General features: G+C 67.0%; 21 protein-coding genes. 12 read left to right on the top strand and 9 right to left on the bottom strand.

All coding sequences use genetic code 11. From position 1 onward, the window contains the following. Positions 1 to 53: 53 nt before the first annotated feature. Positions 54 to 2,393 carry a heavy metal translocating P-type ATPase gene (locus LJ725_RS17900; RefSeq protein ID WP_230552002.1) on the bottom strand — a complete coding sequence of 780 codons (2,340 nt, stop codon included), beginning with the start codon at positions 2,391 to 2,393 and terminating at the stop codon, positions 54 to 56. 37 nt (positions 2,394 to 2,430) lie between these two features. On the opposite strand from LJ725_RS17900, the gene LJ725_RS17895 reads away from it, so the two are divergent. From LJ725_RS17895 to LJ725_RS17870, 6 genes are all read left to right on the top strand, one after another. Next, on the top strand, positions 2,431 to 2,706 hold the full coding sequence (locus LJ725_RS17895) for a metal-sensitive transcriptional regulator (protein WP_230552001.1): 276 nt from the start codon (positions 2,431 to 2,433) through the stop codon (positions 2,704 to 2,706). A gap of 1 nt (position 2,707) precedes the next feature. Beyond that, complete coding sequence (locus LJ725_RS17890; RefSeq protein WP_230552000.1) at positions 2,708 to 3,046, top strand: hypothetical protein; 339 nt, start codon at positions 2,708 to 2,710, stop codon at positions 3,044 to 3,046. 44 nt (positions 3,047 to 3,090) lie between these two features. Further along, entirely contained in the window at positions 3,091 to 3,579 is a 489-nt protein-coding gene (locus tag LJ725_RS17885; RefSeq protein WP_230551999.1) for a cupredoxin domain-containing protein, read from the top strand. An 11-nt stretch (positions 3,580 to 3,590) separates the two neighbouring features. Then, positions 3,591 to 5,246: a copper resistance system multicopper oxidase gene (locus LJ725_RS17880; RefSeq protein WP_230551998.1), complete on the top strand. Its 1,656-nt coding sequence runs from the start codon at positions 3,591 to 3,593 to the stop codon at positions 5,244 to 5,246. Continuing rightward, the gene (locus LJ725_RS17875; protein WP_230551997.1) at positions 5,233 to 5,958 is read left to right on the top strand and encodes a copper resistance protein B; all 726 of its coding nucleotides are present in this window, start codon (positions 5,233 to 5,235) and stop codon (positions 5,956 to 5,958) included. Before LJ725_RS17880 ends, LJ725_RS17875 begins: the two co-directional genes overlap by 14 nt. A gap of 79 nt (positions 5,959 to 6,037) precedes the next feature. After that, positions 6,038 to 7,246, top strand: coding sequence for a patatin-like phospholipase family protein (locus tag LJ725_RS17870; RefSeq protein ID WP_230551996.1), 1,209 nt, complete (start codon positions 6,038 to 6,040; stop codon positions 7,244 to 7,246). A gap of 3 nt (positions 7,247 to 7,249) precedes the next feature. Here LJ725_RS17870 and LJ725_RS17865 read toward each other — a convergent pair whose 3' ends face one another. After that, positions 7,250 to 8,215, bottom strand: coding sequence for a Bug family tripartite tricarboxylate transporter substrate binding protein (locus tag LJ725_RS17865; protein WP_230551995.1), 966 nt, complete (start codon positions 8,213 to 8,215; stop codon positions 7,250 to 7,252). Between the two features lie 81 nt (positions 8,216 to 8,296). Here LJ725_RS17865 and LJ725_RS17860 point away from each other — a divergent pair, with 81 nt between their 5' ends. Next, positions 8,297 to 9,505: a CaiB/BaiF CoA transferase family protein gene (locus LJ725_RS17860; RefSeq protein ID WP_230551994.1), complete on the top strand. Its 1,209-nt coding sequence runs from the start codon at positions 8,297 to 8,299 to the stop codon at positions 9,503 to 9,505. Positions 9,506 to 9,682: 177 nt separating this feature from the next. Here LJ725_RS17860 and LJ725_RS17855 read toward each other — a convergent pair whose 3' ends face one another. Next, positions 9,683 to 10,399, bottom strand: a complete 717-nt coding sequence (locus LJ725_RS17855; RefSeq protein WP_230551993.1) for an alpha/beta fold hydrolase — start codon at positions 10,397 to 10,399, stop codon at positions 9,683 to 9,685. A gap of 56 nt (positions 10,400 to 10,455) precedes the next feature. Here LJ725_RS17855 and LJ725_RS17850 point away from each other — a divergent pair, with 56 nt between their 5' ends. The 3 genes from LJ725_RS17850 to LJ725_RS17840 are packed head-to-tail and all read left to right on the top strand — an operon-like array spanning position 10,456 to position 13,140. Next, positions 10,456 to 11,598: an OpgC domain-containing protein gene (locus LJ725_RS17850; protein ID WP_230551992.1), complete on the top strand. Its 1,143-nt coding sequence runs from the start codon at positions 10,456 to 10,458 to the stop codon at positions 11,596 to 11,598. Beyond that, positions 11,595 to 12,347 (top strand): SGNH/GDSL hydrolase family protein, encoded by a 753-nt coding sequence (locus LJ725_RS17845; RefSeq protein WP_230551991.1) that lies wholly within the window; start codon positions 11,595 to 11,597, stop codon positions 12,345 to 12,347. The genes LJ725_RS17850 and LJ725_RS17845 overlap by 4 nt, the downstream gene beginning before the upstream one ends. Before the next feature lie 16 nt (positions 12,348 to 12,363). Beyond that, the gene (locus tag LJ725_RS17840) at positions 12,364 to 13,140 is read left to right on the top strand and encodes a cyclase family protein (protein ID WP_230551990.1); all 777 of its coding nucleotides are present in this window, start codon (positions 12,364 to 12,366) and stop codon (positions 13,138 to 13,140) included. Between the two features lie 42 nt (positions 13,141 to 13,182). Here the strand turns inward: LJ725_RS17840 and LJ725_RS17835 are convergent, their stop codons facing one another. The 6 genes from LJ725_RS17835 to LJ725_RS28990 all read right to left on the bottom strand — a co-directional run bounded on the left by LJ725_RS17835 (position 13,183) and on the right by LJ725_RS28990 (position 17,445). Next, on the bottom strand, positions 13,183 to 13,818 hold the full coding sequence (locus LJ725_RS17835; protein WP_230551989.1) for a LysE family translocator: 636 nt from the start codon (positions 13,816 to 13,818) through the stop codon (positions 13,183 to 13,185). A 6-nt stretch (positions 13,819 to 13,824) separates the two neighbouring features. Continuing rightward, positions 13,825 to 14,373 (bottom strand): carboxymuconolactone decarboxylase family protein, encoded by a 549-nt coding sequence (locus LJ725_RS17830; RefSeq protein ID WP_230551988.1) that lies wholly within the window; start codon positions 14,371 to 14,373, stop codon positions 13,825 to 13,827. 33 nt (positions 14,374 to 14,406) lie between these two features. Continuing rightward, positions 14,407 to 14,997, bottom strand: a complete 591-nt coding sequence (locus tag LJ725_RS17825; RefSeq protein WP_230551987.1) for a hypothetical protein — start codon at positions 14,995 to 14,997, stop codon at positions 14,407 to 14,409. An 11-nt stretch (positions 14,998 to 15,008) separates the two neighbouring features. Next, positions 15,009 to 15,779 (bottom strand): aldolase, encoded by a 771-nt coding sequence (locus LJ725_RS17820; RefSeq protein WP_230551986.1) that lies wholly within the window; start codon positions 15,777 to 15,779, stop codon positions 15,009 to 15,011. Positions 15,780 to 15,845: 66 nt separating this feature from the next. Next, positions 15,846 to 16,571, bottom strand: coding sequence for a DUF1194 domain-containing protein (locus LJ725_RS17815; protein ID WP_230551985.1), 726 nt, complete (start codon positions 16,569 to 16,571; stop codon positions 15,846 to 15,848). A gap of 121 nt (positions 16,572 to 16,692) precedes the next feature. Continuing rightward, entirely contained in the window at positions 16,693 to 17,445 is a 753-nt protein-coding gene (locus LJ725_RS28990) for an RNA recognition motif domain-containing protein (RefSeq protein WP_268990721.1), read from the bottom strand. Between the two features lie 288 nt (positions 17,446 to 17,733). Between LJ725_RS28990 and LJ725_RS17805 the strand changes: the two genes are divergently transcribed. Further along, entirely contained in the window at positions 17,734 to 18,048 is a 315-nt protein-coding gene (locus LJ725_RS17805; RefSeq protein ID WP_230551984.1) for an NIPSNAP family protein, read from the top strand. A 16-nt stretch (positions 18,049 to 18,064) separates the two neighbouring features. Continuing rightward, complete coding sequence (locus LJ725_RS17800; RefSeq protein ID WP_230551983.1) at positions 18,065 to 19,753, top strand: thiamine pyrophosphate-binding protein; 1,689 nt, start codon at positions 18,065 to 18,067, stop codon at positions 19,751 to 19,753. Positions 19,754 to 19,873: the final 120 nt, after the last annotated feature.

Here is a 19,873-nt window from a genome sequence, read left to right as displayed (position 1 = left end):
GGCTCCGGATCAAGCGTAAAGCGACAGACGCGTCCAGAAATCTCGCAGCCGCATCAAATCTCCAGCCGTCGCAGTCGGAGTGCATTTCCGATGACGCTCACCGAACTGAGCGCCATGGCCGCCGCCGCCAGGATCGGGCTGAGCGTGATCCCGAGGAACGGATAGAGGACGCCGGCCGCGATCGGCACGCCGGCGGCGTTGTAGACGAAGGCGAAGAACAGGTTCTGCCGGATGTTGGCCATGGTCGCCCGCGAGAGGTGGCGGGCGCGGGCGATCCCCAGCAGGTCGCCCTTCACCAGGGTAACCCCGGCACTCTCCATGGCGACGTCGGTCCCGGTGCCCATGGCGATGCCGACATCGGCGGCCGCGAGGGCCGGGGCGTCGTTGATGCCGTCGCCCGCCATGGCGACTACGCGGCCCCCGGCCTTCAGGCGCTGGACGATCCGCGCCTTGTCCTCGGGCAATACCTCGGCCTCAACCGCCTCTATGCCCAGCCGGGCGGCGACCGCCGCGGCGCTGCGCCGGTTGTCGCCGGTCAGCATGACGATGTGGATGCCGGCCTCGCGCAGGCGCCTCAGGGCTTCGGGCGTCGTGTCCTTGACCGGATCGCTCACCGCCAGCAGCCCTTCGACGATGCCGTCGACGGCCAGCAGGACGACCGTGGCGCCCTCCTGGCGCATCGCATCGGCCCTCGCGTCGGCCTCCGCGACGTCGATCCCGGCCTCGCGCAGGAGGGCGGCATTGCCGAGCAGCAGGCGACGGCCGCCGAGGCGGCCCGACACGCCCTTGCCGGCGGGCGAGGCGAAGTCCTCGACGCCGGCGGAGGCGATGCCCCGCGCCTCGGCGCCGGCCAGGATCGCCGCGGCGATGGGATGTTCGCTGCCGCGTTCGAGGCTCGCGGCCAGTCGCAGGATCTCGGACTCCGGCAGGCCGCCGAGGGAGTCGACGGCGGTCAGGGTGGGCTTGCCGAGGGTAAGGGTGCCGGTCTTGTCGACCACCAGCGTGTCGACCTTCTCAAGCCGCTCCAGCGCCTCGGCGTTGCGGATCAGGATTCCCGCGGCGGCGCCGCGGCCAACGCCCACCATGATCGACATCGGCGTGGCGAGCCCCAGCGCGCAGGGGCAGGCGATGATCAGCACGGAGACCGCCGCGACCAGCGCGTAGGAGAAGGCCGGCGCGGGCCCCCAGATCGACCAGGCGGCGAAGGCGAGCACGGAAACGGCGATGACCGTCGGCACGAACCAGCCGGCGACGATGTCGGCCAGGCGCTGGATCGGCGCGCGGCTGCGCTGCGCCTCGGCGACCATCTTCACGATGCGCGACAGCATGGTGTCGCTGCCGACCAGTTCGGCGCGCATCACGAAGCTGCCGCTCACGTTCACCGTGCCGCCGATCACCTTGGCGTCTACCGCCTTGGAAACCGGCATCGGCTCGCCGGTGATGCTCGATTCGTCGACCGAGCCGGCGCCCTCGACGATCGCGCCGTCGACCGGCACCTTTTCGCCCGGCCGCACGCGCAGCCGGTCGCCGACCGCGATCCGGTCGATCGCGACTTCGGCATCGTTGCCGTTGGCGTCGACGCGCAGGGCGGTGCGCGGCGCCAGTCCCAGCAGCGCCTTGATGGCGCCGCCGGTCGCGTCGCGGGCACGCAGTTCCAGGACCTGGCCCACCAGCACCAGCACGACGATGACGGCGGCCGGCTCGAAATAGACCGGGACCGTTCCGTCTGCGCCGCGGAGCCCGGCCGGAAACAGGCCGGGCGAGATCGTCGCCACGACGCTGTAGGCCCAGGCGACGCCGGTGCCGAGCGCGATCAGGGTGAACATGTTGAGATGGCCGGTGCGAACCGACTGCCAGCCGCGCCCGAAGAACGGCGCGCCGGCCCACAGGACCACCGGTGTCGCCAGCGCCATCAGCAGCCACGGCACGAGGCCGTGCGGCAGGAGGCGATGGAGATCGAAGAGATGTCCGCCCATGTCGAGCACGACCAGCGGCACGGAGAGCGCCCCGCCGATCCACAGCCGGCGGGTCATGTCCACGAGCTCTTCGTTCGGCCCGTCGTCGAGCGAGATCTCGGCAGGTTCGAGCGCCATGCCGCAGATCGGGCAGCTTCCCGGTCCGACCTGGCGGATCTCGGGATGCATCGGACAGGTGAAGATCGTGCCCGGCGCGACCGGGGGCGCGGTCTCGGCTGCCACGGGCTTCAGGTAGCGCACCGGATCGGCGGTGAACTTCTGCAGGCACTTTGGATTGCAGAAGTAATAGGTCTGCCCCTCATGCACCGTCGTGTTCTTCGCGCCCTCGATCTTCACTTTCATCCCGCAGACGGGGTCGATGGCGATGGCGGGATCGGCGGCGGGGATGTGGGACCCGTGGCAGCAGGCGTGGCTCATGCTTGCTATCTATACCCTACGGGGGTATGGTTCAAGGATGGACGAGAAGCTCAAGAAGTCGCAGCTCGCGCGCCTCAGCCGGATCGAGGGCCAGGTGCGCGGCGTCGCCCGCATGATCGAGGAAGGACGCTACTGCATCGACGTGCTGACCCAGATCCGCGCCGTGCGCGCCGCGCTCGACAAGGTCGAGCAGGAGACGCTGGGCGATCATCTGCAGCATTGCGTGGCGCACGCCTTCCATGCCGGCTCGGAGAAGGACCGGCAGATCAAGATCGACGAGATTCTCGAAGTTCTGGACAGCCGGCGGCGCTGACATGGTTCGCGTCCGCTCCTTCCTGTGGCTGCTCGCGCTGATAGCCTTCGTCATGCCCCCGCTCGGGATGGCGACGGCAAGTCATGCGATGCCGCCGATGGAGCAGATGGCCGGCATGGATTGCCACGACCATGCGCCGCCGCCGAAGGAGTGTCCGGACAAGGGGACCGCCAAGCACTCCGCCGGCCAATGCTGCCCGTCGATGGCCGTTGGCGATGCATTGCCGCCGCTGCCGTCCGCCGGTCGCGTACAATTGCCTGTCCATCTCGACCTGCCTGAGCGTGCCCGCCTCATGACCGGCGTCGCCCTCACCAAGGATCCGCCCCCTCCGCGAGCCTGAGACCGTCATTCGTTTGTGCGGTTCTCGATCTCGGGAGGTTCATCATGTTGTTGCGACGTTTCTTCGTCGGCGCTCTGGTTTTGGCTGCGGCCATGCCGGCGTCGGCCCACGGTCCCGGCCACGCCATGAGCGGCGGCAGGATCGGCCAGGCAGGCAAGGTCACGCGCGTGATCGATGTCGTCGCCACGGACCATGCGTTCAGCCTGAAGTCCCTGGATGTCCGCGACGGCGAGACCGTCCGCTTCGTGGTGCGCAACGACGGTCACGATTCGCACGAACTGCTGATCGGCACCGTGGCCGAGCATGCCGAGCATCGAAAGATGATGCGCGACATGATGGAGCGACAGAAGACGGGGCAGCACGATCACGCCTCGATGGCCGCCATGGCCCATTCCAGCGGCGTCACCGTGGCCCCGGGCCAGACCGCGACCTTCGTCTGGACCTTCGCCCGTACGTCCAACCTCGAGTTCGCCTGCGACATCCCGGGCCACTACGAGGACGGGATGAAGGGCGTCATCCGGTTCGTGAAGTGAGGGAGGCCGCCATGAAATTGCTCGCATGGGCGGCGACTGCCGCTGTCTTCACCGCGACTCTTCCCGCTTTCGCCGGCACCTACGATCTGGTCATCGATCGCACCAACGTGGCGATCGACGGCCAGACGCGCCGCGTGTTCTCGATCAACGGCGAAATCGCAGGTCCCGTGCTTCGCTGGAAGGAGGGTGAGGAGGTGACGGTCAACGTCACCAACCGGCTCAAGGAGGACACCTCCATCCACTGGCACGGCATTCTGCTGCCCTTCTACATGGACGGCGTGCCGATGGTGAGCTTCGGCGGAATCAAGCCGGGCGAGACCTTCACCTATCGCTTCAAGGTCCGGCAGGCGGGCACCTACTGGTATCACAGCCACTCCGGTGGGCAGGAGCAGGAGGGCATGTACGCGCCCATCGTCATCGAGCCCGCGAAGGGCGAGCGCGAGAAGGTGGCGCGCGACTATGTCGTCATGCTCTCGGACCATCACCCGATGTCCGCCGGCGCGATCCTGCGCAAGCTGAAGCAGGAGCCGGGCTACTTCAACGATCGCAGGCGCACGCTGCCGGGCCTGATGCGCGATCTTTCGGCCGCGAAGACGACGGAGGAGAAGCAGGCCGTCATCGCGAGCCGCCTGATGTGGGGCGAGATGCGGATGGACCCGACCGATCTCGCCGACGTCACGGGCTACACGTTCCTGGTGAACGGTCGCGGTCCCACAGATAACTGGACCGGCCTATTCAGGCCAGGCGAGAAAGTCCGGCTGCGCTTCATCAACGGCTCGGCGATGACCCTGTTCGATGCGCGCATCCCGGGCCTGCGGATGAGGGTCGTGCAGGCCGACGGCCAGGACGTGAAGCCGGTCGAGGTCGACGAGTTTCGCATCGGCGTCGGCGAGACCTACGACGTGATCGTCGAGCCAAAGGACGACCGCGCCTACACGATCGAGGCGCAGTCCATCGACCGTCGCGGCTTTGCGCGGGGCACGCTCGCGCCTCGAGCCGGCATGACGGGACCGGCGCCGGTGCTGCGGCCGCCTTCGCTGCTCACCGAAGCCGACATGGGGCACGGCGGCAGCATGGCCGGAATGGATCACTCGAAGATGGACCATTCCAAGATGAACCACGGGGCCATGGCGTCCGACGAGCTGTCGGGCCTCGTCCACGTGCCGCCGGTCGATGCGCCGCCGGGATCGAAGGTGTTGTCCTACACCGACCTGAAGCGTGCCAATCGCGCCTATCGGCTCAACCCGCCGGATCGCACCATCGACATCAGGCTCACCGGCAACATGGAGAAGTTCTTCTGGTCGTTCGACGACCGGAAGTATTCCGAGGCGCCGGTGATGAACTTCACCGAAGGCGAGACGGTCCGGCTGGTCTTCCGGAACGAGACCATGATGAACCATCCCATCCATCTTCATGGACTCTGGATGGACGTGGAGAATGGCGCGGGCGACGAGCGGCCGCGCAAGCATGTGGTGATCGTGCCGCCCGGCCGTACGGTGAGCGTCACCGTGCACATGACGGAGGAGGGCCGATGGCCGTTCCACTGTCATCTCCTGTACCACATGATGACCGGCATGTTCCGCGAGTTCGTGGTGTCGGCAAGAGGCACGCCGCTGCCGGCGGCTTCGTCAACCCCGGCAAAAGGAGGCGGTCATGCGCACCACTGACCTGCTGCCGGCGGCCGCCCTTCTGGTGGCCCTGGCATCGCCGGCCCTCGCCATGGACGACCAGGAGACGTTCTGGCGCGTCGACGCCCGCGCCGAGAAACGCGTCTCCTCGATCGCGCCCGCGACCGAGTGGGCGGCGACGGCCTGGATCGGCGAGGACCGCAACAAGCTCCGGCTGGCGAACACCGGCATCGTCGGGGACAACGGCCATATCGACAACGAGGGCGGCACCAAAGGCATCGACAGCCGCTTCTTCTACAGCCGGCTGGTCTCCGATTTCTGGGACGCCAAGGCCGGCGTGCAGTTCACGGTGTTCGACGAGGGAGTCACACGCTCGGGCTTCCTCGCGGGGTTCGAGGGGCTCGCACCGTACGGAATCCACGTCGACTTCGTGGCGGGCGTCAGCCAGACGGGGGTGGTGAGCGCACGACTCGAGGCTTCCTACGACGCGCTGCTGTCGCAGAAGCTGATCGCCACGCCCTATCTGGAAGCGATGGTCGCCTCGAAGGACGATCCCGCGATCCAGCTCGGCAGCGGACTCTCCCGCTTCGAACTCGGACTCCGGCTGCGCTACGAGATCCGCAAGGAGTTTGCCCCTTATCTCGGCGTCTCCTTCGAGCAGTACACGGGCAATACTGCGAGCTTCGTCGCGGCGTCGGGCGAGCCGACCTCGCTGGTGCGCGCGCTGGTGGGGCTCAAGGTCTGGTTCTAGATCGTGGTGGCGACCCGTCGCACGATGAAAACCGGCGGTGTCGCGCTAGAGTGCGACACCGCCTATCGAGGAACGCGTGATGCCCAAGACCAAGATCGCCATCGCCTGCCAGGGCGGCGGCAGCCAGACGGCCTTTACCGCCGGTGCGCTGAAAGCGCTCTGCCAGGCCCAGGCCCGGCTGCGGGAGGAGTTCGAGTTCGTGGCCATCAGCGGCACCTCGGGCGGGGCCGTGTGCGCAACGCTGCTCTGGTACTCGTTCATGAAGGGCGAGCGGCCGGTCTGGAAGCGGATGATGGACTTCTGGGAGGAGAACACCGCCCAAGGCCCGGTCGAGCATGCCATCAATCGCTTCATCGTCGAAACCGTGCGGCTGGTGAATGCCGGGATGATGCCGACCCTGCAGCTCAGCCCCTCGTCGCCGATCATGCAGTCGATGATGGAGTTCATGACGACCGGCCAGCGCATGGGCTTCTCCGATTTCCGCGGGTTGCTGGAGAAGCACATCGACTTCGCCGAGATCGCCGCGTGGGGACCGCGGCCGCAGCGGCCGGTCCTGATGCTGGGCGCGGCGAACGTGAGCAGCGGCGCGCTCGCCAAGTTCGTGTCCGCGCGCGAGCCCATCCGGGTCGAGCATGTGCTGGCTTCCTGCGCGGTGCCGAACATCTTTCCCGCGGTGCCGATCGGCGACGACGCCTATTGGGACGGGCTGTTCTCCGACAACCCGCCGGTCGAGGAACTGTTGCGCCCGCGCTCGGTCGGGGAGGCGAATATTCCCGACGAGATCTGGCTGATCAAGATCAACCCCACCGCCAGCCGGCGGGTGCCGGTGAAGCCCGGCGAGATCGTCGACCGGCGCAACCAGCTCGAGGGCAACATCTCGCTGTTCCAGCAGCTCGGGCATCTCGAGTTCATGAACGACCTGATCCTGGCCGATGCCTTCCGCCCGGAATTCCTGAGCCGCTTCGACATCAAGGCGCCGGTGCGTATTCCCAAGTCGTTCCATACCGACGTCGCCAAGCCCTACCACATCCCCTGCATCGAGATGCCGGTCGAGCTGCAGGACCTGCTCGACTACGAGGGAAAGATCGATCGCGGCTCGGAGAATATCGGCCGACTGATGGCCGAGGGCGAGAAGGCCGCCGAGGTCTTCCTGCGGGAACGCGCGGCTGCCGTCGCGGCCTCGTCGCTGGGTGAGGACCAGACCGCCGGTCAAGCCGAGGACCGGGGCGACGGTGCCGATCATGTTCCGCTGGCGCGCTGGAGAGACCCGTCGCCGGGCTCGCGATAAGTCCTATTGCGGCTCGATCTTCGCGATCTTGACGTAGTCGGCCCACTTGGCCCGCTCGTCGCGATCCTGCTGGGCGCACTGCTCGAGCGTAAGGGGCTTGGCGGTAAGGGCGAACTCCTCGGTCAGGCGCTTGTTGTTCTCTGGCGCGGTGATCGCCTCGTTGATCAGCGTGTTCAGTCGCTGCTGGATCGGTAGTGGCGTCGCCTTCGGCACGGCGATCGCCAGGAACCCCGAGGTCACGAAACCGGGGAAGCTCTCGGCTAGAACCGGAATGTCGGGATAGAGGGGGCTGCGGCTGGGCAGCGAGATCGCGAGCGCGCGCGCCTTCTTGTCGACCACCTGACCGCGGCCGGCGGTGAGGTCGACGAACATGAAGTTGATGGCGCCGCCGTAGAGATCGTTCCAGGCATTGCCGATAGCCTTGTAGCCGACACCCTGCCATTCGACCCCGGCCCGCTTGCCCAGCACCTCGGCCGGGACCTGCGAACTGGCGTTGAAATAGCCGAAGTTCAGCTTGCCCGGCCGCGCCTTGGCATCGGCCAGCAGCTCCGCGAGAGTCTTGTACGGGCTGTCGGCCGCCACCACGAGGAACGTGCCCGAGGAGCCGATGATGCCGACGACGGCGAAGTCCTTCTCCGGGTCGTAGCCCGGGTTCTTGTACATGTGAACGTTGGCGGCGTTGGTCGAGGTCGTGGCCAGCATCAGCGTGTAGCCGTCCGGCGGCGCGACCTTGACCGACATCGCGCCGACGATGCCGTTGGCGCCCGGCTTGTTCTCGACGATGAAGGGCTGGCCGGTCTTCTCCTCGATATACTTGCCGACCAGGCGCGCGGTGATGTCGCCGGAGCCGCCCGGCGCGAACGGCACGATGATGCGGATCGCCTTGGTCGGAAACGTTTCGGTCTGCGCAGCGGCCGGCAGGGCTGCGAGAAGCGGAAGAGCGAACAGGCTGCGGCGAGACAGCGGCATGCGAAATGTGTCCATGGGTGGGAAGTCTAGCGTATCTCCTGCGCATGGACAGCACGCCGGCTGCAGCCCTACCTTGCGCCCATGTCACAGTCAGGCCGGCCGCCGCTCGACGGCATTCGCATCATCGATTTCTCCCGCGTGATTGCGGGCCCCATGTGCACCCAGATGCTGTCCGACATGGGCGCCGAGGTGATCAAGATCGAGAATCCCGACGGGGGCGACGACACGCGCAAGGGCGCCGGTCCGCGCGCCGGCGGTCCCGGCGGCGAGAGCCACTTCTTCATGACCTACAACAGGGGCAAGAAGAGCGTCGCTCTCGATTTCACCAAGTCCGAAGGCCAGGCGATCGTGCGCAAGCTGCTCGAGAGCGCCGACGTGCTGGTCGAGAACTTCCGCCCCGGCGTGCTGAAGAAGTACGGCTTCGATTATGCGAGCCTCGCCGCGAAGTATCCGAAGCTGATCTATCTCTCGATCTCGGCCTACGGCCAGACCGGGCCGCTGTCGGACCGTCCCGGCTACGATCCGGTACTGCAAGCCGAGTCGGGCATGATGAGCGTCAACGGCGAGGCCGATGGCGAGGGCTTGCGCCACGCCATCGCCATCGTCGACACGATGACGGCGATCCACTCCACGGCCGCGATCAATGCCGCACTCTATGCACGGCGCGATACCGGCAAGGGACAGCAGATCGACCTTGCGCTCTACGACACCGCGCTCGTGTCGCTGGGCAACATGGGCTCCTATTACCTGATCGGCGGTGATCAGCCGCGCCGCGCCGGCAACGGCCATTTCGCTTCGGCACCCAACAGCTCGTTCAACACGTCGAACGGCAAGATCTACATGGCCGTCGCCAACCAGAAGCTGTTCGCCGACACGGCCAAGGCGCTCGGCCATCCCGAATGGGTCACCGATCCACGCTTCGACACGGTGGCCAATCGCGTCGCCAACAAGCCCGAGCTGACGCGCCTGATGGAAGAGGTTCTGACGACCGACACCAAGGAGAACTGGGCGCAGAAGCTGCGCCATCTACCCGCGGGTCCGATCCGCACCATGAAGGAGGCGCTCGACGAGCCGGAGGTGAAGCGCCGCGGCATGCTGAAGACCTACAGGCACAGCCGCGTCGGCGAGGTGCCGCTGATCGGCTCGAACTACCACTTCTCTGATACGCCGGTCGACGACACGCGCCCCCCGCCGGCCCTGGGCGAGCACACCGATCAGGTGCTGAAGGACCTGGCCGGTCTTGGTGCCGCGGAGATCGCGGCGCTGCGGGAAAAGAAGGTCATCGGCTAGAGCCTCGTCCACCCGCGCCACCTCATCGTGAGGAGCACGCCGAAGGCGTGCGTCTCGAAGGAGGGGCAACATGCGCGGTGCTCGCGCTCACCCTTCGAGACGCGGTCCTGCGGACCGCTTCTCAGGGTGGCGTCACTGTGTAGAGACTTGTCTTTGTTCGATGGAGAGGCTCTGGACTCACCGCTCCAGCCAGGTCTTCAGGATCAGGTTGGTGTCCTCGGGCTTCTCCATCGTGACGAGATGGCCGCACTGTTCGATCACAGCGAGGCTTGCCGCGGGGATGGCCTTGGCGATCTCCTCCGACAGGAAGAGCGGCGTCGCTGCATCGTCGCGGCCGCACACCACGACGGTCGGGCACTTGATGCGGGGCAGGTCGGGACGACGGTCGACGCGGATCGCGGCCAGCTCCTCCTGCCGCTTGTAGATCTCGACGCCGATCTCGCCGCACATCGTCATCACCTCGTCGACCAGCACCTTGTCGGGAAGCCGATAGGCCGGGATGAAGCGCGTCATCTGCATGCCGAGAACAAGCTCGAACCGGCCTTCGTTGGCGAGCCGGATGCGGGCCCGGCGCACGGCGCGTTCGGCCTCGTTCTGGCTGCGCATGCCGGTATCGAGCAAGGCGAGCTTCGTCACGCGCTCAGCGGCGAACTGCATGATCTCGACGGCGAGCATGCCGCCCAGCGACAGGCCCGCGAGCGCGAACTTTTCCGCCGGCATCTGATCCACGACCCAGCGCGCGGCACTTTCCCAACTGCCCCAGATCGACAGCGGTGCCTTGCGCCAGTCGGGCACGACGATGTCGGCCTGCCCTTCGAGCGCGGCGACCTGCGCGGCAAAGAGGCGTGGCGAGCACAGCACGCCGGGGACGAGCAGCAAGGGGGTTCTGGTCATTTCTTCCTCCGCATGGGAGCGTAGCGCAGACGATTCGCCTGCGGTACCAATGGGGCATGGCCGCCGTCTCCGTTCGCGACATCCGTCTCGACCTGTTCCGCGGCCTCGCCCTGTGGTTCATCTTCCTCGACCACATACCGACCAACATCGTGAGCTGGCTGACCGTCCGTAACTACGGCTTCAGCGACGCCACCGAGATCTTCGTCTTCATCTCCGGCTATACCGCGGTCATCGCCTATGGCCGGATGCTCGACCAGGAGGGCTGGCCGCGCACCGCGGCGCGCATCTACCGCCGGGTCTGGCAGCTCTACGTGGCGCACATCCTCCTGTTCGTCGCCTTCACCGCCCAGATCGCCTGGGTCTCGATCGCCCGCGACGCCCCGGCGCTGATCGAGGAGATGGAACTGCTCGGCCTGGGCCAGAACCCCTATCGCGCCATCCTCGAGGCGGCGCTTCTCAAGTTCCGGCCGGTGAACCTCGACGTGCTGCCGCTCTATATCGTGCTGCTCGCCGCATTCCCGTGGGTCCTGCCCGTACTGGTGCGCTGGCCCTGGGTGGTGATCGCCCTTTCGGTCGCCCTCTATGCCGCGACCTGCCACTACGACTGGAGCCTGCCTGCCTACCCGGACGAAAAGGTCTGGTATTTCAACCCCATGGCCTGGCAGGTGGTGTTCCATGTCGGGGCGGCCTGTGCCGTGTTCGGCCCCGGACTGTCGCGGCTCGATCGATACCGCACGCCCCTGACGGTCCTGGCCGTCGCCTTCCTGCTCTTCGCGGCCCTGATTGCCCTGTCCTGGCAGTACAATCCGCTGGAGCGGCTGATCCCGGCCTGGGTGGGGCGGATCATCTACCCGATCGACAAGACCAACATCGACGTCCTGAGATTCCTGCACTTCCTGGCCATTGCCTGGCTGGTCCGGATCGCCGTGCCCATTGACGCGCCGGCCCTGAAGTGGCCCATTTGGCAGCCGCTTCGCAGGTGCGGCGAGGCGTCTCTGCTTATATTCTGCATCGGGACCTTCCTGGCGCTGAGCGGCCAGGTGATCGTTGGCTACTATGAAGATTCGATCGTGTCGCAGATTGTCGTGAGCGTGGCGGGTATCGCGATCATGTGCGCGGCCGCCTATGTGGCCGCCTGGTTCAAGCGCGGGGGAACGCGCACGCCGACACGCGCGCCCGCCGTCGGGGCGGCACGATGAAGCGCGTCCTCGCCCGCCTGGTCGTCGCCCTCGCGATCGCCCTGTCGATCGCGGCAGCCGGCCCGGCCTTCGCCCAGTCGATGACGCTCTGCCGCGCCAAGCCGGCCATGCTCGAACTCGGCACCACCCTGCCGATCTCGCGCAAGGCGATCGCCGAGAAGAAGGTGCTGCGGATCATCGCGCTGGGCTCGTCGACGACGGCCGGCTATGGCGTCTCCAACCCGGCCTTCGCCTTTCCCACGCAGCTTCGCATCGGCCTCGAGAAGGCGCTGCCTGGCATCGACATCGACGTGATCAACCGCGGCATTGGCGGCCAGGACGTCGAGGAGATGGCCGCCCGCATGCGCACCGAGATGGAGGGCAATCCGGCTTCCCTCGTCATCTGGCAGACCGGGACCAACGCGGCCATCCGCCAGATGCCGATCGAGAAGTTCGATTCGACCCTCCGTGCCGGCCTCAAGCTCGGCACCTCGCTGGGCGCGGACTTCGTGCTGATGAACCTGCAATACGTGCCGGCGGTGGCCGCCGCGCCCGACAAGGAAGCCTACGAGAAGGCCATGGCCAACGCGGCCAGGGATTTTTCCGCCGGCCTGTTCCGCCGCTACGACATCATGCGCGGCTGGTACGACGACGGCATGCCCTATGCCCAGTTCGTGCAGCTCGATGGGCTGCATCTCAACGATTTCGGCCAGAAGTGCATCGGCAAGCTGCTGACCCGCTCGATCCTGGGTGCGCTCACCGGTCCCTGAAGCAAGAGGACGCCCCATGCCCCGTCGTTTCGTCGATCTCTCGATCTATCTCGAGAACGACGTGATCTCCGATCCGCCGCCGTTCGGGCCGAAGATCCAGTACCACAAGCATGCCGATACGGCCGGCCAGATCGCCGGCTTCTTCCCCGGCCTCAAGAAGGAAGACCTGCCCGACGGCGCCGGCTGGGCGGTCGAGAACGTCAACCTCTCGACGCACAACGGCACGCATCTCGACGCGCCCTATCATTTCCATCCGACGATGAACAAGGGCGAGCGCGCCATCACCATCGACGAGGTACCGCTGGAATGGTGCTTCCAGCCCGGCGTGAAGCTCGACTTCCGCGACAAGCCCGACGGCCATGTCATCACCGCCGCCGAGGTCGAGGAAGAGCTGAAGCGGATCGGCCATGAGCTGAAGCCGCTCGAGATCGTCGTGGTCAACACGCGGGCCGGCTCGCGCTACGGCAACAGCGACTACGTCAATGCCGGCTGCGGGATGGGCTACGACGCCACGATCTACCTGCTGGAGAAGGGCGTGCGCCTGACCGGCACCGACGCCTGGAGCTGGGACGCGCCGTTCTACTTCACCGCCCAGAAGTGGGCGAAGGACCACGATCCGTCGATCATCTGGGAAGGCCACAAGGCCGGCCGCGACATCGGCTACTGCCATCTCGAGAAGCTGCACAATCTCGAATCGCTGCCCGGCGACGGCTTCACCATCGCCTGCTTTCCGCACAAGATCCGCGGCGCCTCGGCCGGCTGGACGCGCGCCGTCGCGATCTTCGAGGAGTGACGCGCCGAGCGCGTCATCCCGAGCCTTGGCGAGGGATCTTCGCTATCCCAGAGCGGCCGGCCGCCGCGGGAACAGGAGCGCAATGGCGAGCGCTGCAATGGTTCCGCCGGCACCGGTTCGAAGGCGGCGCAGCAGGGCCGGCCGCCCGACCGCGATCGAGCGGGCGCGGGACGCGAGCATCGCGATCACCACGTCGACGGCGGTGTTGAGCGCCACCGAGATCAGCCCCAGCAGCAGGAACTGCAGCCAGACCGGGCCGGCCGACGGATCGACGAACTGCGGCAGGAAGGCCAGGAAGAAGGCGGCGGTCTTGGGATTGAGCGCCTCGACCAGGATGCCTTCGCGAAAGGCCCTGGCCGCACCGGTCGTCGTCACGTTCGCCTCGAAGGGCTGGCGCGCCTCGCGGATCGCCTTGAGGCCGAGCCAGACCAGATAGAGCGCGCCGGCGAGCTTCAGGATCGTGAAGGCCTCCGCACTCGCCATCACCAGGGCCGAGACGCCGACGGCGCCTGCCGCGACATGCACCAGGCCGCCCAGCCCCGTGCCGAAGCTCGACGCCAGGCCTTCGCCACGACCGCCGGCCAGTGTGCGTGCCGCGACGTAGAAAATGCCGGGTCCCGGCGATAGGGCGATCGCCAGGGCGGCAGCGGAGAACAGCGCGAGGTTCGCGAGATCCATTGCCGCCTACGGCAGCGGGTCGGGCTCGCCCGGCGGCAGCGGCACTTCGAAGACGTTGAGCGTCATCGAGACCAGCATGTAATAGCCGCACACGCCGACCAGATCGACCACGCCCTGCTCGCCGAACGCATCGATGGCGCGCTTGTAGTTGGGCGGGGCGACGCGATTGGTCTCGAGATACTCGGTGACGAAATCATAGACGACCTTCTCGACGTCGCGCTTGAACGGCGGCGTGGCGCGCAGGCGGACGGCCTCGATGATGTCTTCCGGAAGCCCCGCCTCCTTGGCGAGGCGCGCGTGCGCATAGAACTCGAACTGAGCCTTGAAGTGACGGCCGACCAGGCAGATCGCCAGTTCCGACAGGTCGCGTGGCAGCGTGTTGTGGAAGCGGCAGTATTCGCCGAGCTTCTGGGCGCGGTCGGCCAGAACCGGGCTGCGCAGCCACGGTTCGAACGGTCCGCGCAGGCCGCCGCGCGGGCCGGACATGATCGCGTCGGCGACCTTCTTCTGTTCGGGGGTGAGTTTGTTCAGGTCGAGCGGAGCCAGACGCGGCATGACGTTTCCTTCGTTCTCGTTCTTTGGGTAATTCTAGAGCGGGCAGCCGGCGTCGGCGACGCGGTTGGCATCGGCATTGTCGAAGATGTGGTTCACGATCGACATGCCCCCGGCCATCGCCTGGCTCGACCGCACGCTGCAGGAGCCGGTCGCGGTCCACAGCACCTTCCCGCCGCTCGCTTCGTAGAGCGTGAGGGAGATGCGCAGCGTCGCGCCCGACGGTGCCGCCGGGATCGTGTCGCGTCGGCCGATCGGATTGGCGGGCAGCATGAGGCGCGGGTTGGCGCCGGTCTCGTAATCCTGGCTCTGCATCATCGGCATCTCGCGATCGGCGCCGCCGCTCAGGTCGAAGTAGCTCACGTCCATGCGCATGATGTTGCCGCCGCTGAAGCCGACCTGGTTGCCGCGCTGGGTCAGGCGGACCATGACCTGGCGCCGCAGCTCGCGCGCGAGATGCGTGTCCGAGGTGAGCTGGACGGCGATCTTGACCTTGGGGATCTTCTGGTAGGCCTTGATCTCGATTTCGCCGAGCTTCGGCCCGCCTCCCAGCCCATAGCCCTGCGCCGAGGCCGGCACGGCGAAGCAGAGCGCCGAGAGCGCGACAAGAGTGGCGGCAATGCGCATGCGTCTTTCCCCTAACGTCCCTCGACCGCCGTCAGCCTGCTCCAGCCGGCTTCATCCCGGTCGAGCATGCGCTTCAGCGATTCGAAATGCAGGAAGGCCTGCTGCGCCTCTCCCGCGATCTGCCTGGCCGTATGCTCGGCCATCGCCTCGTCGATATTGTGCAGCTCCCGGCCGGTCTGCATCGCCAGCACCTGAACCATCGCCGCCCGTTCGAGGTAATAAAGGTCGTCGTAGGCTTGGGCAACGGTCGGGCCGGAGACGATGACGCCGTGGTTGCGCAGGAACAGGATGTCCTTGTCGCCCATCGCCCGGCACATGCGCTCGCCTTCGTCGTTCGACAGGGCGACACCGCCGTAATTCTCGTCGTAGGCGATGCGGCCCCAGTAACGGAAGGCGTTCTGGGTACACATCTCGATGCGCCCGTCGCGGATCGATGTGAGGGCGGTCGCGTAGGGCATGTGGGTGTGCAGTACGACCTTGGCCCGCGGGTTGCCGGCATGGATGCGGGCGTGGATGTAGAAGGCGGTCGGCTCGACCTCGTACTTGCCCTCGACGATGTTGCCCTCGCCGTCGGCCATCACGATGTCGGACGGCGTGATCTCGGACCAGTGCAGGCCCTGGGGATTGACCAGGAACAGCTCCTCGCGGCCGGGCACGGTCATGCTGAAATGATTGCAGACGCCTTCGTTCAGCCCGTGCCGCGCGGCAGCGCGCAGGGCGGTCGTCAGGTCGATCCGCGCCTGGGTGACCGGGTCGTTCGCCAGCATCTTGGTGAGCTCCATCTTCGACGGCTTTGCAGCGCCGATGATGCGGCTTCCCGCAATCGCGGCCAAGGGAAATTGAAGCGATCAGGCCGGCGAGGAGCGGATCGGTCCGTCGGCGGCCGAGATCTCGCGCACCAGCTTGGTACGGACGGCGCGGCCGAAATGGTCGAAATTGTCGGCCACGATCATGAACGAGCCCGGCCCGCCGATGACGCTCTCCTCGTAGTACTTGTCGAGCGTGAGGTCGGGCGGACGGCCGAAGTTGGTGCGGTTCATCATCACCGGCAGGCCGTTCACGACAATGCCCTGCGACACCAGCTTGTCGCGGACGATCTCCGCAGGCGGTCCGTCGTTGGTGCGGCCGTCGCCCGACACGTCGATCACGCGTCGCTTCGCGACGAAGGGCGAGTTCTCGAAACGCTGGCCGGCATGGGCGAGGGCGGCGCCGACGGCGGTCCAGCTCTGCGACGCGCGCGGCGCCTCCGCGAGCTTCTCGGCGAAGCGCCGCGCCGCGCCCGGCGTGTCGATCACGGTCCAGTCGAGGACGACGACCTGATAGTGCGTGCCGGCCCATTCCGTGTAGCAGACGGCGATGCGCTTGTGCTCACCCGAGAGGATGGCGTCGATGACGCGATCGTTGGTCAAGGCCTCGATGTAGCCGCGTCGCTGGAGCTCGGCCTCGACCTCGTCGATCGAACGCGAGACGTCGACGGCCAGGACGAGTTGCAAGTCGACCGGTGTCTGGGCGCGGGCCGGCGTTCCCGCCGCCAGCGCCGCCAAGGAGCCTACGAGCGCCGACCGTCGCCTCATGCCCACCTCCGTCGATGGCGAGAGCATAACATTCCGGCGTCCGTCTCAAAGAAACCGGCGCAAAGAAAAACGCCGGAGGGGTGCTCCGGCGTTCTCGTCGACTGAAAGGTCAGTCCGATTTCTATTGATCGTCGTCGAAGCCGCGCTTGCGGGGCTCGTAGTCGCGATCGCGACGCGGACGGTCCGCACCGCCGCCACCATGACGACGCGGCGGCTTGCCGAAGTCGCCAGCGCCGCCGCCGCCACCGCCGGCAGGGTCGAAGCCGGCCGGCGGCGGGCCGCCGGAGAAGTCGGCGCGACGATCGCGCATCGGGCCACCGTCGCCGGCGCCACGATACCCGCCGCCGCCGCCGCCGTAGCCGCCACCTTCGCGGCCGCCACCACCGTAGCCGCCACCGCCGCCCTCGCGGCCGCCGCCACCGTAGCCGCCGCCACCGCCGCCGCGATAGCCACCACCGCCGCCGTCACGACCGCCACCACCGTAGCCGCCGCCACCGCCGCCGCCGTAGCCACCACCGCCGCCGCCGCCGCCATAGGGCGGACGCGGGCCGCGCGGACGGAAGCCTCCGCCGTCACGGCCGCCGCCACCGCCACCGCCACCGAAGCCACCGCCGCCACCACCGGGCTGACGCTCGACGGCTTCACGGACCGCGATCGAGCGGCCATCCAGCAACGCGCCGTTCATGGCCTGCATGGCCGAGGCGCCTTGGTCATCGGTTTCCATCTCGAGGAACGCGAAGCCGCGGCTGCGGCCGGTCTCGCGATCCACGATCACTTTCGAGGATGTAACGGTGCCGAACTGAGAGAAGGCTTCTTGCAGACGCTCAGACGTGACCGAATAGGGCAGGTTGCCCACAAACAATTTGCGACTCATTCAAGGCTCTGGGCTAGAGGAAGGATCGAGCGGAGTCCGGCGCGCGCTTGCTGGACGGATGCGTCCAAGCGTTTCGATGACCTTTGACAGATGACCAAGTAGCTCACGGGAAGACGTTGACCGGTATCGCGCTCCGCGACTGGGCCGAGACTCATGATGATGCTCGTCGGCTAGTGTCGCAATGCAGCACTTATGCGCCGATTCCCATCATGAGTCCACCGCTGCGGCGGGGTTGAGGCGCGGCCGAGCACGGCACACAATCGCGCGGAACTCGGGAGGAACTGGAAAATGATCGTCGACCATCGCACCTATGAGCTGCAGCCGGGACGGTTGCGCGACTTCCTCGCGCTCTACGAAAAGGAGGGGCTGCCGGTCCAGTTGAAGCATCTTGGCAATTTGGTCGGCTACTACACGACCGAGGTCGGCAACGTGAACGAGATCGTTCACATGTGGGGCTACGAGGATCTGGCCGACCGCACGAAGCGCCGCGCCGCGATGGCCGCCGATCCCGCATGGCAGGCCTATTTGCAGAAAAGCCGAGAATACATGAAGCACATGAACAACAAGATATTGGTGCCCACCACCTTCTCACCCACGAAGTAAGGGAAAGATCTCGAAAATGGCTACCGCATACCCGCGCCGCAGCGGCGCGCAGGTTCTGATCGACCAACTGCGTATCCACGGCACCGACACGATCTTCGGTGTGCCCGGCGAAAGCTACCTGGCCGCCCTCGACGCGCTCTATGCGCAGCGCAATTCCATCCGCTACGTCATCTGCCGGCAGGAAGGCGGCGCCGCCTACATGGCCGAGGCCTACGGCAAGCTGACCGGCAAGCCCGGCGTCTGTTTCGTCACGCGCGGGCCCGGCGCAACCAATGCCAGCGTCGGAATGCATACCGGCTTCCAGGATTCGACGCCCATGATCCTGCTGGTCGGCCAGGTCGCGCGGGAGCAGGCCGAGCGCGAGGCGTTCCAGGAGATCGACTATCGCCGCATGTACGGCCAGATGGCCAAGTGGGTGACCCAGATCGAGGATGCCCGCCGCATTCCCGAAATCGTGAGCCAGGCGTTCCATCGCGCCATGAACGGCCGGCCGGGACCGGTGGTCATCGCCTTGCCGGAAGACATGCTGGTCGACGAGGTCGAGGTCGCTGATGCCGGTCCCTACAAGGTCGCGCGCGGCGCGCCCCCGCCGGAGGATATGGCGACGTTCCGCGAGCTGCTGGCGGCGGCGAAGCAGCCGCTGGTCGTCCTGGGTGGCGGCGGCTGGGACGCGAAGGCCTGCGACGACATCAAGGCGTTCGTCGAAGCCAACCACCTGCCGGTGACGACGGCCTTCCGCAACCAGGACCTGATCGACAACCGTCACGAAAATTTCGTCGGCGATCTCGGCCTCGGCGTGAACCCGCCGCTCGGCAAGCGCATCAAGGAGAGCGACCTCATCATCGCGATCGGTCCGCGCCTGGGCGAGGCCACCACGGGCGGCTACACCATGTTCGACCTGCCCGTGCCGGCTCAGAAGATGGTGCACGTGCATGCCGGCGCCGAGGAACTGGGCCGCGTCTACCAGGCGACCCTGCCGATCAACTCGGGCATGGCGCAGTTCGCCGCCGCGGCGAGGGCGATGAAGCCGGTCGATGCCTCGGCATGGAAGGCGACCGTGCCCGCGGCGCGCGCCGACTACCTGAAGAACATCGAGCCGACGCCGCAGCCGGGGTCCGCGAATCTCGCGGAGATCGTGGGCTGGCTGAACAAGCGCCTGCCCGACGACGTGATCGTCACCAACGGCGCCGGCAACTATGCCGGCTTCGTGCACCGCTTCTTCCAGTATCGCGGCTTCCGTACCCAGCTCGCGCCGACCAACGGCTCGATGGGCTACGGCGTGCCATCCGCGGTGGCGGCCAAGATCGCCGCGCCCGGCCGCACCGTCGTGTCGTTCAGCGGCGACGGCTGTTTCCTGATGAACGGGCAGGAGTTTGCAACTGCGGTCCAGCACGGTGCGAACGTGGTGTTCATCGTCGTCGACAACGGCATGTACGGCACGATCCGCATGCACCAGGAGCGCGAATATCCCACGCGCGTCCATGGCACGGAGCTTAAGAACCCCGACTTCGCGGCCTATGCCCGCGCCTTCGGCGGCCACGGCGAGACGGTCGAGCGCACGGCTGACTTCGAGGCTGCCTTCGAACGCGCGCTCGGCGCCGGCAAGCCCGCGATCATCCATGTGAAGACCGATGCCGAGGCCATCACCTCGCGCATCACCATGAGCAAGCTCCGCGAGCAGGCGCTCGCCAAGCAGAAGCACTAGAGAGCCAATCAAAGCCTCGCCCGTCATGCGGGGGAGGTGCCCCCGAAAGGGGGCGGAGGGGGAAGGCAACAGGTCTGATCTCTTCGCAATCGACGATCGTCGCGTGGCGTTCCCCCCTCC

Origin of the sequence: Reyranella aquatilis (assembly GCF_020880995.1) — a bacterium.
Lineage (GTDB): Bacteria > Pseudomonadota > Alphaproteobacteria > Reyranellales > Reyranellaceae > Reyranella > Reyranella aquatilis.
The sequence above is the reverse complement of the archived record's forward strand: the minus strand, read 5'-3'. Positions and strand labels throughout refer to the sequence as shown.

Excerpts from the sequence above, each read along its gene's own strand:
- LJ725_RS17900 (WP_230552002.1), bottom strand. The coding sequence starts at position 2,393 with ATGAGCCACGCCTGCTGCCACGGGTCCCACATCCCCGCCGCCGATCCC.
- LJ725_RS17835 (WP_230551989.1), bottom strand. The coding sequence starts at position 13,818 with ATGGATCTCGCGAACCTCGCGCTGTTCTCCGCTGCCGCCCTGGCGATC.
- LJ725_RS17875 (WP_230551997.1), top strand. The coding sequence starts at position 5,233 with ATGCGCACCACTGACCTGCTGCCGGCGGCCGCCCTTCTGGTGGCCCTG.
- LJ725_RS28990 (WP_268990721.1), bottom strand. The coding sequence starts at position 17,445 with ATGAGTCGCAAATTGTTTGTGGGCAACCTGCCCTATTCGGTCACGTCT.
- LJ725_RS17805 (WP_230551984.1), top strand. The coding sequence starts at position 17,734 with ATGATCGTCGACCATCGCACCTATGAGCTGCAGCCGGGACGGTTGCGC.
- LJ725_RS17830 (WP_230551988.1), bottom strand. The coding sequence starts at position 14,373 with ATGCCGCGTCTGGCTCCGCTCGACCTGAACAAACTCACCCCCGAACAG.
- LJ725_RS17845 (WP_230551991.1), top strand. The coding sequence starts at position 11,595 with ATGAAGCGCGTCCTCGCCCGCCTGGTCGTCGCCCTCGCGATCGCCCTG.
- LJ725_RS17815 (WP_230551985.1), bottom strand. The coding sequence starts at position 16,571 with ATGAGGCGACGGTCGGCGCTCGTAGGCTCCTTGGCGGCGCTGGCGGCG.
- LJ725_RS17890 (WP_230552000.1), top strand. The coding sequence starts at position 2,708 with ATGGTTCGCGTCCGCTCCTTCCTGTGGCTGCTCGCGCTGATAGCCTTC.
- LJ725_RS17870 (WP_230551996.1), top strand. The coding sequence starts at position 6,038 with ATGCCCAAGACCAAGATCGCCATCGCCTGCCAGGGCGGCGGCAGCCAG.
- LJ725_RS17825 (WP_230551987.1), bottom strand. The coding sequence starts at position 14,997 with ATGCGCATTGCCGCCACTCTTGTCGCGCTCTCGGCGCTCTGCTTCGCC.
- LJ725_RS17840 (WP_230551990.1), top strand. The coding sequence starts at position 12,364 with ATGCCCCGTCGTTTCGTCGATCTCTCGATCTATCTCGAGAACGACGTG.
- LJ725_RS17820 (WP_230551986.1), bottom strand. The coding sequence starts at position 15,779 with ATGGAGCTCACCAAGATGCTGGCGAACGACCCGGTCACCCAGGCGCGG.
- LJ725_RS17895 (WP_230552001.1), top strand. The coding sequence starts at position 2,431 with ATGGACGAGAAGCTCAAGAAGTCGCAGCTCGCGCGCCTCAGCCGGATC.
- LJ725_RS17885 (WP_230551999.1), top strand. The coding sequence starts at position 3,091 with ATGTTGTTGCGACGTTTCTTCGTCGGCGCTCTGGTTTTGGCTGCGGCC.
- LJ725_RS17880 (WP_230551998.1), top strand. The coding sequence starts at position 3,591 with ATGAAATTGCTCGCATGGGCGGCGACTGCCGCTGTCTTCACCGCGACT.
- LJ725_RS17850 (WP_230551992.1), top strand. The coding sequence starts at position 10,456 with ATGGCCGCCGTCTCCGTTCGCGACATCCGTCTCGACCTGTTCCGCGGC.
- LJ725_RS17800 (WP_230551983.1), top strand. The coding sequence starts at position 18,065 with ATGGCTACCGCATACCCGCGCCGCAGCGGCGCGCAGGTTCTGATCGAC.
- LJ725_RS17865 (WP_230551995.1), bottom strand. The coding sequence starts at position 8,215 with ATGCCGCTGTCTCGCCGCAGCCTGTTCGCTCTTCCGCTTCTCGCAGCC.
- LJ725_RS17855 (WP_230551993.1), bottom strand. The coding sequence starts at position 10,399 with ATGACCAGAACCCCCTTGCTGCTCGTCCCCGGCGTGCTGTGCTCGCCA.
- LJ725_RS17860 (WP_230551994.1), top strand. The coding sequence starts at position 8,297 with ATGTCACAGTCAGGCCGGCCGCCGCTCGACGGCATTCGCATCATCGAT.